Genomic DNA, 14,376 nt, shown 5'->3' with positions numbered 1-14,376 from the left:
AGTTCGTCTGTCCCTTCTGTACTCGTCTTGTATCGCAGTTCATTTACCTTTTCTACTTGCTTGATGCAACATATTGTTGATCACATCGGTTTTGGCTTCCCGGATCCTTTGCGTAGAATTAGTCTTGCTTTCTTCTCTTTTGGTAACGCGTTTTATCGCTTCCCTTGTGCCTAAGGTTTTGGCAATCTTGGCTTCGGCATTTTCCACCTTGGTTTCGCTACTGAGAGAAGATGAAGAAGAACTGGAAGAGGACAAATCCAGCCCATATTTTATCTGTACTCCTCTATTGAGTTGCTTCGGCACTTGTTCGATACCGAATTGCAAGGCGTTATCGACTCCGGGAGCACTACCCAAGGCACCGACCACGGCACCAACTGCTTGCCCCTTTGCCTTGCCATGAGACTGATCTGCTTGGGCTCTGGAAAGTTCTGACATGCCTGCCGAAATGTTGCTGTCCAATAACTCAGTGCCTTGTTTTGAGTCATCTACGTTTTGATTAAATAAATCGGCAGATTTACCAAACTGTTTGGCGGCTCTCTCATTCGCTGCAGCTGAGGTTGCATTAGCTCCGACAGATATCAACCCTGACGCAGCACCAGCCCCTGTTACAGCAGCCACACCTGCACCCACTTTACCACCTCTTGTTACTGCAGTGGCTAAGGTGGACCAGTTTTCAGCAGAGGTTTTTTTCTGCCACGCTTCCTGATTGTTTTCTTTGATGCGAGATTTTACCGACAGTGCTTTTTCCGTGTCCTGACTGATTTGTTGGCTTTCTAGTCTTTTTTGATTAAGAGATTCTTTAAACTGGCCCGGTTTTAAACTAACTTGCGAAAGGCCTTGGCTTGCCTCGTGTAATTTCCGCGATACTTGATTGCGATTCATTTGGTTGTACGTGGACTCGTTGCGCTTCTCGTATCGTTCTTGACTGGCATGATGCATATCAGTGCGGCCAACGTTAAGTGCATTCGACAGCAAGTTTTTGTGTTGTTGCGAAGTCTGAAGCAAATTGGGAGAAGGAAGCGCCCCCTTATTCAGTCGCTTCTCTTCATTATTGCTACTGTTGGCACCACTATGGTTAGCCTGGAAGCTAGCTACAAGCTTATCTCTTGAAGGAGCTGAGAGCGCTTTAGAGCGGCCCATATTCTGGATTGGCGTGGTCTCGTTTTTAGTGTCAAAACGGGTCAAATGAGGTTTTTGGACGACAGCCCCTGAGCGCTGCCTTCCGGTACCAGAATTATTATTGTTGTTGCGACCGTTTCCCATGACTCAATACCAAGGCCAGTGCAACCAAATCTGGCATTTTTGACAATCAAATACTATTCACAGCGTAGTAAAAAATTGTTTGATATGCAGGAAAAATAGGCTAAAAAGTCCTTATTTGAGCAAAAAATGCTGCTCAAGGTTAAAAATGCTCCCCGTTTGGGCGGCGTGTTTGCTAATGCTATCCGGTTTGCTTGTAGTACAGTTTTTGTGTTTGCTCAATAAAAGCATTTACTATTTCGCTATGTTGCTTTTGCTTGCTGACTAGTAATAAATCAACGCTGAGTGACAGATCCTGAATCGGCAATGCTACAATTTCTCCTGTGTCCAATTGCGGCTGTACCGATATCTTACTGATTGCGGCGATGCCAGTGCCGGTTTTAACGCAGGCTTTAATGGCCTCGATACTGGTAAACTCCAGCAAAGTGCCAGTGAAAGCACCCGCCTGAATCAAGGCTTTTTCAAAATGATTGCGGTAATAACAGCCTTGCTCGGTAAGTAGTAGGGTATGCCCGGCAAGATCATTAATTGTCAGGCTCTGCTGTTGTGCAAGCGGGTGATCGGCAGCTGCAATCACCACGATTTCTTCTGAGCCGAGTTTGATTTGCTGTAAACCTGCAACAGGTTGGTTTTGGCCTGCAACCAGCTCATCAAAGATAAAAGCGATGTCTGCCTGGTCCGTGAGGATCATTTGACGCAGTTGTTTCACCCCAACGGGTTGAATTTGTAATTGTACCTGAGGAAACTGCTGATTAAAGTCGTGGATGATGTGTGGTAGTCGGTAGGTGAGTATGGTCTCATAACCCGCAATTCGGATGAGTTGTTGGCTTTGCGCTTGTCCTTTCACCGCAAGCGTGGCCTCGTCACGTAATGAAAACAGCTTGTCGCAGTATTCCAGTAGCTTGTTACCCGCCTCTGTCAGACTCACTCCTCGACCATTGCGCCTGAATAAGGGCGTCTCTAATTCTTCTTCCAGGGACTTGATTTGACTGGTAACGGCTGATTGCACATATCCCAGGTGTGATGACGCATCACTGAAATTTTGCAGTTGCGCTGCTATACGGAAGGTTCGAAGCTTTTTAAAATCCATAACACCACCTGAAGGTATTTTAAAAAATGATATCAGCCTTCAAAAGATATTAATATAAATGAATTGAAAGTCAGGTGATAATAGCTGCAACTACGCCAGGAGCTGAAAATCAAATATGAGTAATAAACTTCAAGCCGCAATCCTGGCGATGCTTTGCATCGCATTATGGGGCCTTATTCCGGTTGTTGCCAAATTAGGCCAGCAAGGGCTAAGCAGCATTCAATTTTTGTTCTTATCCAGCTTGGTTTCTTTTGCAGTGATGGCTGGCATATGTCTATGTACTGGTAAATGGCGAAGTATCAAAGCATTAAATGTTAAAGATGGCATTAAGATCTTTTTCAATGGCTTATTAGGTACCTGGCTTTATTACTTTTTACTTTATCAAGGTTACTCACTTGCCGATGGTGTCGAAGTGTTGGTGATGCAGTACACCTGGCCCGTGACCATCTGTGTGTTGGCGGTGTTTATCCTGAAAGAGCCTTGGCATCGCTACACTACGCTGGCAGTGGTTTTGGGATTTAGCTCGGTGGTATTAGTTTTAAGCAAAGGGGATTTCTCGGCACTGCAAATATCTGAGCCTGCTGCGCTATTCTGGGTGTTTATCGGAGCCAGTTGTTTTGCACTTTTTTCCGTGCTCAGTAAATATTTCCATTATGAACCAATCACTCTCACCACATTATACTTCGCCGTTGCTTGTTTAATGTCTGGTTTACAAGTGCTCTTAACTGATCAGTGGCAATGGCCAGCCCAACAAGCGTGGTTTGCCATTTTACTCAATGGTGCCTTTGTGAATGGTATTTCCTATTTGTTGTGGATTTGGGCCATTAAAAAAGCCGATATGAGTTTTGCTACCACCTTTACCTTTGCCACTCCCTTAATTTCACTGATTTACCTGGTACTGTTTTTTGATGAGACGCTGTTATCTGTTTATGCCCTAGCGTTTATGTTTGCAGCGGCAGCAGGGTATTTTGCCAACAAGCAGCGAACTCAGGTGAAAGGCGAGTGAGATTGCAGCATGTCGGTGGTTAATTTACGCAGTAACAGTAATCTGCTTCCCATCGTCGCATTTGGGGTGCTGGGTTTGGTATGGGGAGCAAATTTTATATACATGAAAATGGCGATTGCCCATATCACGCCATTGCAGACCGTGTTCATTCGAGTGTTGTGTGGTTTACTACCTGTTGCCCTTTATGCCTGGTGGCGGGGAGATCTAAAACAACGACACATCAGATATGCGCCCCACTTTCTGGTGATGGCACTGTTAGCAACGGTGGTGTACTACTTCGGCTTTGCCAGCGCTACTCAATATTTGCCTTCGGCTATTGCCGGGGCTGCAAGTGCAGCCATTCCGCTATTTTCTTTCGTGTTTGCTATAGTGTTTTTACCCGAAGAGCGCTTTTCTTTGATTCGATTAACTGGATTATTTTTTGGCTGTTGTGGTGTGATTTTTATCGCTAATCCTTTCGCTGATGTGGCGACTTTGCAAAACAACATGCAGGGTATTAGCTATATTCTTGTAGGGGCTTTATGTGTCGGCAGCTCCTTTGTTTATGCTCGAAAATATTTAACTCCATTGAACATTCCAGCATCGGCTTTGACCACCTATCAATTAGGTTTTAGTGCACTGTTCTTATTATTGGTCACTGATTTTGATGGCGTAGAGCAGCTGCGAAATGAACCCCATACCTTGTTGGGCACTGTTGTTGGTTTGGGAGTGCTGGGGACAGGGCTTGCCTATTTGCTTTACTACTACCTGGTAAATCAACTGGGTGCGGTTAAAGCGGCATCCTCTACTTATGTTCCGCCCGTGGTGGCGCTATTGATAGGGGCTGTCATTGTGGGAGAACCCATTTTGGTAACCGATTATTTGGGGGCTGTTGCTATCTTAATCGGCGTGTATTGTTTGTCTAAGAAGTGAATGTTGGTCCAGCTTAAGCTGGACAAGGTGCTTTGTTTCAACTTCCGCTGTCCGACTGGTCTTCTTTGTAGGGAGAAAAAACCGGCGAGCTGGACGCGATGGCCTGGCTGTCCGACTGGTCTTCTTTGCAGGGAGCAAAAACCGGCGAGCTGGACGCGATGGCCTAGCTGTCCGACTGAAGTCGAACCTACAGTCAAACCTACAGTCGAACCTACAGTCGGAGCTACAGGATCAGGCTTTTTTTGATTGTAGAGCGACCACTTCTGCTTTTTCTTCTTCTAACAGGGTGTTGGCTTCGGTGCCTTTAAACAGCTTGTTGAGGTTGTCTTTGTTTTTAGACAGGGTAATGGACAAGTCTTCCATTTGAGACTCTTCCAGCTTTATGCCTTTGGCTTCCAGATAAATTGCGAGGTTGTCTGCGACTTCCAGCATTTTGTCATATTTATCAGCTTCTTTTTTATCAGTGGTTACCAACTTTTCCACCCCTTTGTGCTCAACGACATACTTAGTGATTACCGCCATAGGTAAACCTCAACTGTTTGATACTGTGAATATATACAGTCTTTAGTATGGCCTTTAAGCAGATTTTTGCAAGTCTTTATTATGATCTTTAAACTGCTCGCGATAGCGGGTTGGGGTGATGTTCACCTGGTTACGGAAGTGGTGGCGTAAGGTCATGGCATTATCAAAACCGGCATATTGTGCTACGCGCTCAATATTGTGCGCGGTTTCCTCCAACAACTGCTTGGCTAATGCCACTCGTTGTTCTATTAACCAGGCATTGGCGCTCATGTTGAAGGTTTTGCGGAATTTACGATCAAAGGTTCTGCGGGACATGCTTGCTTGCCGGGCCAGAGTATCGATGTCTAGTTTCTGATCCAGGTTTTCCACTGCCCAATCCAGGGTTTCAGAAAACAGGTTGCGACCCTTGGGTACAGGTTTGTCTACGTATTGGGATTGACCACCACTGCGATGAGCTGCCAGCACTAGTCGACGAGCCACTTTATTGGCAATTTCATGGCCATAATCCTGGCGGATCACTTCAATGCCCAAATCTATTGCCGCTGAACTGCCTGCCGAGCAGCCAATTTCGCCATCGTAAACATAAAGCACATCTTCTACGTATTCACAGTCGGGAAATCTGGCAGTGAAGGCGTCTTTATACATCCAGTGGGTGGTGGCTTTTCTGGCTCGTAATAAACCTAGCTCTGCTAACAAAAAGGCGCCAGAGCAAAAGGTGAGTATGCGCTTGCCCTGGTAGTGCATTTTCACAATGGCTGATTTTAACTCAGGTTGGATAGTGCGAGGCTTGGCACTCCAGGAAGGAATAACCAGCATGTTGTAATCATTGAGATGATTTACGGGTTTACTCTGTATTTGGATACCGCCTGTGGCGGACAAAAGACCAGATTCAAAGCTCACTATCTCGGTTTGATACCAGTTTTCAATATCGGGTCGCGACAGAGCGAATAACTCAGTGGCGCAGCCTAATTCAAATAAAGCTTGCTGATCAAAGGTCAGGATGGCGACTTTTTTCATGCTTGTGTTCTCAGTGCTCTGTTTGGCTTAATATTAACGAACTGTGTTAAATAAGCCAGTTTTTTGCTCGTTATTTATTCAGCATACTTAGCTCTGATTGTTACAACTGGAGAATAAACATGGCTTCACCCGTTGCCAGAATTCCTGCGGCATCTGCCACTCGTGCGCTCGCTCATTTTGAAGAACTACTGGAGTTTGAAACCGATTGCTGGGATGTGCATTTTGCCATTAGTAATCAGCGCCAGGACTTTGTTTTGTTAGACGTGCGGGCAGAATCGCTATTTACCCAAGGGCACATCGACGGTGCTGAGAACCTGCCTCATGGGAAAATCAGTGCGGATACCCTGGCTAAATACCCGAAAGACACCTTGTTTGTGGTGTATTGTGCCGGGCCCCATTGTAATGCCACCGAAAAAGCGGCCATTCGCCTGGCGAAAGCAGGACGACCAGTGAAAAAAATGATCGGTGGTGTCACTGGTTGGTTAGATGAAGGTTTTGAACTAACTCAGTGAGTTTTTACATTGTGCATTGATGCTGCTGAGATAATGCTGCAGTGAGCATTGGGCATCAGGTTGAAAGTGCTCGGGCAGTGGGGTGATTTGGGAAAAGCTATCAAATAAAAAATTGCGATAGTCGCTGCGCAATTCACACCACGCCAGTAATGTCCATTTGCCGAACCAACCGATGATGCCCAGCGGCCATAGCGTACGTTCACTGTGTTGACCTTTTTTGTCACAGTAACACACGCGGATCTTTTGCTGTTGTTCGCAGGCTTTGCGCAGTATCGCATGGGTATCGCGGTAGTGATCATCGCTGTGCAGCACCGGAATGCAATAGGGTTGCTTTTCAAGCATAAGCTTGGTGGACTCAGGTAACACGGCTTTAAATTTATCGGTGGCTTTTTGGGCGGCTAATTGCAGGTCTGGATCAGTAAAGGCCTGAGTCATTTGACTACCCACTAACAATGCCAGCGCCTCTTGTGGGGTAAACATCAGAGGCGCAAGTTGATTTTGTCTACCCAGTAAATAGCCCACACCAGGCTCGCCTTCTACATTGACTCCAGCAATTTGCAATGAACGGATGTCCCGATACACAGTGCGAATGGATATCTCCATTACATCGGCAATCGCTTCAGCCGTAATAGCGGTGCGGCGACTGGCAAGTAAGGTAAACAGGCTGAACAGTCGTTCTGCTTTTTTCATGATACTGGCAATGTGCTTTGAGTGTTATGAATGATACCAATCTAAGTGACAGAAATACCCATTTCTGTCAGTAGTCTCGGACTAATGTAAGTGAATATCAAACTTGATGGCTTCTTCACCTTGCCATTGCGCTTCCGATTTACTGACAGCGCCTTCAGTGTTGAAATGCGCCAGAGTGCCTTTAATCAGGCCCACGGCTAAATCTTCAAAATGACGGGAAGATTGATAGTACATGGACAGATGCTTGTCGGAATGTTGTTCGTGGTAAAACTTAGGTAGCTCGGCATCAGGATAAAGTTTTAATACTTCAACGTGAATGTAGCTATCAATATTGGACAGAAAATCAAACGCGTCTTTGGCTTCATCGAAAAACTGAGGGTAGCCTTTAACAAATTGGCCCAACAGGTGTTTGCCAAAAGTTTCCAGTAAGTCAGGTACGGGCATATTGCTGGTTTCGCTGAGTGCCACCACCAGGCGCACGATTTCTTGATGGTCATAGGTACCCACCGTGGTGTATGCACCATCGTTGGGTAAATCGGCTTTGTCGATGATTTCATCCAGTACGTCATCTGAGAATACCTCTTCCACCATATCCATGAATTCGGTAAAAACCACACCTTTCATTGCAACTACTCCTTATAGACTTCAAATTTCCAGTATAGACCTGTTAATCATGGATTGTTGAAAAAAACTGTAACCAGTTACTGTTAGTCTCTATGCCAGGATATGGGGTAAAAAGTGTACGATTTGTTTGCGCCACCAGGGCCAGTCGTGCTCGACATCGTGCCCCCAAAAATCAATCCAGGCGTCCACTTGCTTTGCGGCTAAAATCCCTTTTAACTCGGCAGTATCCTCAATCATTTCATCTTCCCATGCGCCTTGGCCCACGCATATTACAATTTTGCTTTGTTGGTATCGGGAGATATACCAAGGATCGTTCATATTAGGCAGGTAATCTAAGGGGGAGTTGAAGTAGATTTGCTCGGTGCCATAGTTGCGGCCTAACACCTTTTTGATGTTATACACGCCACTGAAGGCTAACACGGCATCAAAAATCCCCGGCTCTTTAAAGAAAAAATTGGCGGCGTGATAGGCGCCCATGCTGCACCCGTGAGTGGCTATGCCCACTTTGCCACCGCAAATTTGCCAGATAAAAGGCACCACCTCTTCGGTCACATAACGGTGGAAAGCTTCATGACGACCACCGATATGCTCATCACTGGCGCCTTTGTTCAGCCAGGTATCTTTGTCGATACTGTCGATACAGATAAATTTTACTTTGCCCTCGTTGATGAATCCCGAGGCGGCTTCGATCATCTTAAAGTCTTCAAATTCATGGAAGCGACCGCCAGAACTGGGAAATACCAAAATGGGTTTGCCGTAGTGGCCATAAACTTTCAGTTCCATTTCACGCCCGAGGCGCTCGCTATACCATTTGTGATACTCGATATGCATAACAGCCTCCGCTTTAATGCTTGTCTAACATGGCGTGACAAATGGACAGCATTTCCTCTTTGTCATGGCAGCAGAAAATATAACAATAATGGCCCATGGCGCGGGAGAATACTTGCGGTACTTCGCCCTTGTAGCGGATCAGGTGCCCGTATTGTTTAAGGATTTCGTCGTGGTGCATTTTGTAATTGAAATGCAGCTTGCGACCTACATAAGCACAATAGTGATTGATGCTCAGATGTTGTGTTGGCTGGTTATGACACAGCGCATTAGCCCACTCGTCGTAGAGATTGGCATCCATGGCAAAATTGAACATGTCCATAGATCGGCCACCGGGGGGGCGCATATTGACCTCGAGACAAATGAGTTTATTGTCTTTATAGCGCCGGAAAAATTCGAAGTGGAAAAACTGCATCCGCAAGTCGTATTCTTTGAGTAGTTTTTTACCTTCAGTGATCAGGTCTTCGGGAATTTCCCGGTCGTAGTAGTAAAACAGATCAAGGTCTTTGTTGACGATATCCATGACGCCGGATGAGTAGGTGCAAGACATCAAAAACAGCGGATTGCCATCGTAGTCCACCATGCCGTCAAAGGTGTAAATATCGCCTTCGATAAACTCTTCAAAAAAGAAGGTGCCATCCCCTTTTACTCGCAAAAACTCTTCCAGATCACCGTGATTGGTTAATCGGTAGGTGCCCGATGCACCAACGCCTTTATCGGGCTTGGCCACCAGTGGATAACCATATTTTTCTACAAAAACATGGGCTTGTTCAGGATGGTCTACTACGGCACCTTCTACCACGTTACAGCCTGCCTGGCGAAAGCGGCGCTTCATATCGGATTTATTTTTAACGTCGGGCAAAATGCTCTGGTTGATACCGGGGATATTAAAGTCCGTACGAAGGTGGGCTTCCAGTTCCAGCCAGTGCTCGTTATGGGCGTTGATTTGATGGATGCGTCCGTGTTTGTGAATCAATGCGGCAACCGCGCGGTATACTTCGTCGTATTTTTCCAGCGAAGTTACCTGGTAATAATCTGACAGATTCGCCACCAATTGGGGCGAAAGGCTTTCTAAGGGCACGTCAGATAAGCCTATGACATTGACACCGCGCTTTTTCAGCCCTTCGCAAAACAAATAATAGTTAGGCGGAAATTGCGGTGACAGAAAAATAAAATTCATAACGACCCCTCAGACTAGTAATAATCACGGTGGCAACGTTTATGCGCCACGCGCCTTAGTGAATTATTTGCCGAACATAAATTCCAGTGGTTTCCAGACGCGAGCGGCCCAGGCGGCTTCGTTGTGCCAGGCACCCTCGTCTTTAAACCACATCAAATTCTTACCTTGTTGATAACCTCGATCTTCCAGAACTCTTAACATGTGCACACAGCCAGGCATTAGAGAACGCTCTAATTCTTTAGTACCATTATCCATATAAATACGGGCATTAATTGGCTGCTTTGGATTGGCTTCCACCATTTGCCAGGCCTTTACATCCACCATTTTTTTACCCCAAAACATGGGCGATAAACAGGCGGCTTGACCAAAGGTTTCCGGGTGATACCAGGCTGCCAGAAACGAAATTAAGCCGCCCATGGAAGAGCCCATCACGGCGGTGTGCTTTTTGCTTTTCAGGGTTCGGTAATTTGCGTCTATCAGTGGTTTAACTTGCTGTGTGATAAAGCGCAGATAATTCCGACCAGATTCAGTATCAGCGTATTCTTCAAGGCGATCTTCGGTATTGTACAGCCCCACAATAATAGGAGGGGTGATGCGCCCTTCGGTGGCCAACCGTTCAATGGTTTCATCCATGCGCCAGTCACTGTGTAAAAAGGCGGTATTGGGATCAACCAGGTTCTGACCATCGTGCATATACAACACTGGAAATTTTTTACGAGGATTTTTAAGATACGCGGTGGGTAACCAGACGATCACTTCCCGGTCGCGAATACCACTGCCACTCAGATGTCCCAAATAGTCCACTTGCCCCTGGATGTGGTCTGGCATGGCGGGTGGGTTTTGATGCCAGTGCGCTACCGATAACTGTACATCCATATCCTGGTTTGCCACCACCTGGATGTTTTCCTTGGCGGGAAAGCGTTCGACAATGGCTTCTCTTTCCCAGGTGCCATCGGTGATTTTAAATTCTAACCGGGTGCCTTTAGGCACCTCCAGTGAGCTTTTCCAAATGCCATTATCGTTGTACAAGGGCAAGCCTTCCGGCTCCCAATTGCCAATGCTTTTGTGATTACCAGTAATCCATAATGCCGGGCAAGGTTGTCCGGCATTAACTGCAAAATTAATGGTGCTAGTTGTCATTTTTGATCGCTTTTTTGTCAAACTTCTCTCACCAGCATATTACTGATAATTGCACTACAACCAAGTCTTTCTGGCAGTTTTAGCGATTATTATCCTCAACCCATTTGGCGATTAAGCCGCGATAATGAGCAATGAACTGTTCGTGCTCGTGAGCCGGGAAGAGCTCCTGTACGGTAGAGACGATGATCTGATCAAATTCCTCAGAGCGAGTGAAGTGCCACATCACTTCATCTAGATTACTCAACGCGGTATGACGAAATTCCCAATAGCGCTCGGTATCCAGATGCTGATCGGCGAGTTTGGCATATTCTCTTAGCTTCTCTTTGAAGCTTCTGTCTGAGTCGGCAATCTCATAATAGGGCTTGATATCCATGGTGACATGCATTGGACGCTCGGTGGCCAAACAAAACTGCGACCAGGCGTACAAGGAGGAAATGGCCCATGGGAAGTAGTAATGCAAGCTGGTGAGAGCGATATCCGGGCAGGCGTTGGCAAAATCCATTGGCCAGAGACGCCCATCTTTATAGATGGCTTCACAGGAATTGAAATCCCAGCGGAAGAAGGCGTTGATCACTTTGGTAGTGAGCAAGGCTTCTTCATTGGTTTCATCGTCGACTACTTTATCGGTGAGCACATAGCGCAAGTGTTGTGGTTGGGCCGGATCGTATTTAAAGCTGCGCACATCGGGGCCAATACCCAGGCAGCGCACGAACACATCAAAGTTATCCAGCCCTTTTTGGATGTGCATAAGCTCGGTGTCTGATTCGTGGTATGCGGCCATCAATTCGTCTTCGTTATCCACTTTAGTTACGCCTCGCCAACCGCCACCATCAAAGGGTTTCATAAATATTGGATAACCGATGTTGCGGGCGATTTCCGGTAAATCAAACAAATCGTGGTAGCGGGCCGCCGTAGTACTGTATTTTTTGTTGTCGGGACCCACTTTGGGCGGTAAAAACCAGGTTTCTGGCACATTAAAGCCCAGACGCATCATGGCGCAATAGGCACTGTGTTTTTCCATGCTTTGAAAAGTAAAGGGGTTATTGAGCAAATAGAGATCGTTCATCAACGCCGCTTTTTTCAGCCATTCACGCGGCGTAAAATGCCAGTAGGCGAGGCGGTCAATCACCAGATCATAGCTGGTACCGTGCTGCAAACTAAAGGGGTGTATGCGCACGCGCTCAACATCCACTTGTGATTGCTGGTCTTGCCAGGCAATTTTGCCACCCATCCAACGCGCAAGTCCCTCAAAGGCTCTTGGCCAATCTTCCTCATCCCCTAATAACAATCCCAGTTTTTTGTGGTTCATTTTGCTCTCGCTACCTGTTTGGCAAGTTAAAACATTTGAGTTAAACCTCTATGTTTAGACCTAATTTACAGTGAGTGCAACAGGCTACAGTTAAATGATGATGGAAGGTAAGTTAAATGCTCATCAAGTAACCATATTGTCATCTTTCAGGTTTACCCTTACGTAAACTGAAACCCGCTCTAGCCTATGTTTTATAAGGGGTGCGAGCTTAAAAAAACTTTAACAAAGCGCTTTTTTGTGCGTATAGTCAAAGTACCCCTGTTATTGAATGTGGTTTTTGCATCGCTCATGACAATGAAGATTGCGAGCCAGTTAAATGTGAACAAGGTCGAGTCGCACTCGCACCCAAAGAGATCATAAAAACAAGGAGGCTGGGATGGGCCAGCATGAAGTCAGTATTAATCGTTCCGCAGACGCCATTCGCTTGTTCATGCGTCATTTACTTCGAGATATTCAGGCACTGGAGCAAATGCTGGAAAACGACATGTTCGAAAAGGACAAAAGTCGTATCGGCGCAGAGCAAGAGTTTTTCCTGGTGGACTCCCAAATGCGCCCCGCTTCAGTGGGCCATGATTTACTTACAGCCTTAGATTCCGATTATTTTACCCCGGAATTAGCTTTATTTAACCTGGAAGCCAATCTCGACCCGCAAGAATTTGATGCCTTGAGTTTGCGCAGAATCGAAGCGCAGCTCAAAGAGTTAACGCAACAGATCCGCGATAAAGCCAACGAGATGGGAGCTTATGTCGCCCAAACAGGTATTTTACCCACCATCAGTAAATCCGATCTCAATCTCAACAACATTACTCCCAAACCGCGTTATCGCATGATCAACGAAGTACTCTGTGGCATGCGCGGTGAAGACAGTCGCCTTAACATTGAAGGCTTAGACGAGCTCATGTTCACCCACGACAACGTGCTGATAGAAGCCTGTAATACCAGCTTTCAGTTGCATTTTCAGGTGACACCGGAAGATTTTGCCACTTATTACAACATTGCTCAGGCAGTGAGTGGACCTTTGCTGGCACTGGCAGCCAATAGTCCAATCCTGATGGGCAAACGCCTGTGGCATGAAACTCGAATTGCCTTGTTTCAACAAGCCATTGATACCCGCTCAGCCAACAAAGCCAATCGCGAACAGGAGCCACGCGTGTGGTTCGGCAATCATTGGGTCAAAGAATCGGTTTTAGAGCTCTTTCAGGAAGACATTGCGCGCTTTAGAGTACTGTTTGCTCAGGACATTGATTGCGACCCGTTTGATGCTTTAGAGAGGGGTGAAGTACCTAAGCTGCAAGCGCTGTGTTTGCACAACGGTACCGTGTATCGCTGGAATCGCGCTTGTTATGGCATCAGTAAAGGCAAACCCCATTTGCGTATCGAGAATCGCATTTTACCAGCGGGGCCAACACCGCTGGATACCATGGCGAACAGTGCTTTTTATCTGGGTTTGTTATGCGGTTATGCTAAGGAAGTGGGAGATATTTCCAGGCATATGGACTTTTCCGACGCCAAACTCAATTTTAATAATGCCGCAAAGCACTCCATGGAGACAGACTTCCACTGGTTTAAGGGCAAAAGATACGGCTTTGAAGATTTAACCTTGCAGGAGCTGTTACCGCTTGCCAAAGAAGGACTTAAAGATCGCGGTATCGACTCAGGTGACATCGACCGCTATCTGGGCGTGATAGAAGAGCGCACTAAACACAACCAAAATGGTGCCATCTGGATGCTGCGCAATTACAACACCATTTTGGACAAGGGGCTGAAAAAGGAAAATGCCTGCCGGGTGTTAACTTCTTCGATGTTAAATCGTCAGGCCTCCGGTGAGCCGGTACACACCTGGCAAGATGTGACACCGCCAGAGATTAGCGCGATTAAGCAGCACAATCAGCTGGTGGAGCAGGTGATGTCTACGGATATCTTCACTGTACATCCCGACGACCTAATCGATCTCGCCGCCAAGATCATGCACTGGAATCATATTCGTCATGTGGCGGTGGAGGATAATGGTAAACTCATTGGTGTGGTGTCTTATCGCAGTATTTTACAAATTTATGGCAAGTACGCCGCCCGAGGTGATGTGCACTTAGTGCCCGTGCAAGAAGTGATGAGTAAAACCACGGTTACTATCACACCGACGCATACTATCGAAGAGGCGATGGCGTTGATGCGGACACATAAAGTAGGCTGTTTGCCCGTGCTGTCCAAAGATGGTTTGGTTGGTATGCTAACGGAAGCTGAATTGATGGATGAATTTTCTAAGTGGCTGGAAAAAGGCAATTAGCA

Annotated in this window: 14 protein-coding genes; 4 read left to right on the top strand and 10 right to left on the bottom strand. The window is 46.4% G+C overall.

From position 1 onward, the window contains the following. Window positions 1-39: 39 nt before the first annotated feature. Together ACXAGP_RS03695 and ACXAGP_RS03690 are read right to left on the bottom strand one after the other, a co-directional pair. Window positions 40-1,263, bottom strand: a complete 1,224-nt coding sequence (locus tag ACXAGP_RS03695; protein WP_475259604.1) for a hypothetical protein — start codon at window positions 1,261-1,263, stop codon at window positions 40-42. 178 nt (window positions 1,264-1,441) lie between these two features. Further along, window positions 1,442-2,350, bottom strand: coding sequence for a LysR family transcriptional regulator (locus tag ACXAGP_RS03690; protein ID WP_475259602.1), 909 nt, complete (start codon window positions 2,348-2,350; stop codon window positions 1,442-1,444). 115 nt (window positions 2,351-2,465) lie between these two features. Here ACXAGP_RS03690 and ACXAGP_RS03685 point away from each other — a divergent pair, with 115 nt between their 5' ends. Continuing rightward, a complete protein-coding gene (locus ACXAGP_RS03685) occupies window positions 2,466-3,356 on the top strand; it encodes a DMT family transporter (RefSeq protein ID WP_475259600.1) in 891 nt (296 codons plus the stop codon). A 9-nt stretch (window positions 3,357-3,365) separates the two neighbouring features. Then, complete coding sequence (locus ACXAGP_RS03680; protein ID WP_475259599.1) at window positions 3,366-4,268, top strand: DMT family transporter; 903 nt, start codon at window positions 3,366-3,368, stop codon at window positions 4,266-4,268. 231 nt (window positions 4,269-4,499) lie between these two features. On the opposite strand, the gene ACXAGP_RS03675 is transcribed toward ACXAGP_RS03680, so the two are convergent. Together ACXAGP_RS03675 and ACXAGP_RS03670 are read right to left on the bottom strand one after the other, a co-directional pair. Continuing rightward, window positions 4,500-4,790 (bottom strand): YebG family protein, encoded by a 291-nt coding sequence (locus tag ACXAGP_RS03675; protein ID WP_338290941.1) that lies wholly within the window; start codon window positions 4,788-4,790, stop codon window positions 4,500-4,502. A 54-nt stretch (window positions 4,791-4,844) separates the two neighbouring features. Further along, window positions 4,845-5,807 (bottom strand): helix-turn-helix domain-containing protein, encoded by a 963-nt coding sequence (locus ACXAGP_RS03670; RefSeq protein ID WP_475259597.1) that lies wholly within the window; start codon window positions 5,805-5,807, stop codon window positions 4,845-4,847. A gap of 119 nt (window positions 5,808-5,926) precedes the next feature. On the opposite strand from ACXAGP_RS03670, the gene ACXAGP_RS03665 reads away from it, so the two are divergent. Further along, on the top strand, window positions 5,927-6,319 hold the full coding sequence (locus tag ACXAGP_RS03665) for a rhodanese-like domain-containing protein (RefSeq protein ID WP_475259596.1): 393 nt from the start codon (window positions 5,927-5,929) through the stop codon (window positions 6,317-6,319). On the opposite strand, the gene ACXAGP_RS03660 is transcribed toward ACXAGP_RS03665, so the two are convergent. The 6 genes from ACXAGP_RS03660 to ACXAGP_RS03635 form a co-directional block, all read right to left on the bottom strand. Beyond that, window positions 6,308-7,009: a helix-turn-helix transcriptional regulator gene (locus ACXAGP_RS03660; RefSeq protein ID WP_475259594.1), complete on the bottom strand. Its 702-nt coding sequence runs from the start codon at window positions 7,007-7,009 to the stop codon at window positions 6,308-6,310. The genes ACXAGP_RS03665 and ACXAGP_RS03660 overlap by 12 nt on opposite strands. Before the next feature lie 81 nt (window positions 7,010-7,090). Beyond that, the gene (locus ACXAGP_RS03655; RefSeq protein ID WP_475259593.1) at window positions 7,091-7,633 is read right to left on the bottom strand and encodes a heme NO-binding domain-containing protein; all 543 of its coding nucleotides are present in this window, start codon (window positions 7,631-7,633) and stop codon (window positions 7,091-7,093) included. Window positions 7,634-7,723: 90 nt separating this feature from the next. After that, entirely contained in the window at window positions 7,724-8,464 is a 741-nt protein-coding gene (locus ACXAGP_RS03650; RefSeq protein WP_475259592.1) for an esterase family protein, read from the bottom strand. A 13-nt stretch (window positions 8,465-8,477) separates the two neighbouring features. Beyond that, window positions 8,478-9,641, bottom strand: coding sequence for an ATP-grasp domain-containing protein (locus ACXAGP_RS03645; protein ID WP_475259590.1), 1,164 nt, complete (start codon window positions 9,639-9,641; stop codon window positions 8,478-8,480). A gap of 63 nt (window positions 9,642-9,704) precedes the next feature. After that, window positions 9,705-10,781, bottom strand: coding sequence for an alpha/beta hydrolase-fold protein (locus tag ACXAGP_RS03640; RefSeq protein WP_475259588.1), 1,077 nt, complete (start codon window positions 10,779-10,781; stop codon window positions 9,705-9,707). A 79-nt stretch (window positions 10,782-10,860) separates the two neighbouring features. Beyond that, window positions 10,861-12,090, bottom strand: coding sequence for an ATP-grasp domain-containing protein (locus ACXAGP_RS03635; RefSeq protein ID WP_475259586.1), 1,230 nt, complete (start codon window positions 12,088-12,090; stop codon window positions 10,861-10,863). 376 nt (window positions 12,091-12,466) lie between these two features. Here ACXAGP_RS03635 and ACXAGP_RS03630 point away from each other — a divergent pair, with 376 nt between their 5' ends. Further along, entirely contained in the window at window positions 12,467-14,374 is a 1,908-nt protein-coding gene (locus ACXAGP_RS03630; RefSeq protein ID WP_475259584.1) for a glutamate-cysteine ligase family protein, read from the top strand. Window positions 14,375-14,376 lie beyond the last annotated feature (2 nt).

Source organism: Planctobacterium sp. AWM4_229 (assembly GCF_056160305.1).
The sequence above is the reverse complement of the archived record's forward strand: the minus strand, read 5'-3'. Positions and strand labels throughout refer to the sequence as shown.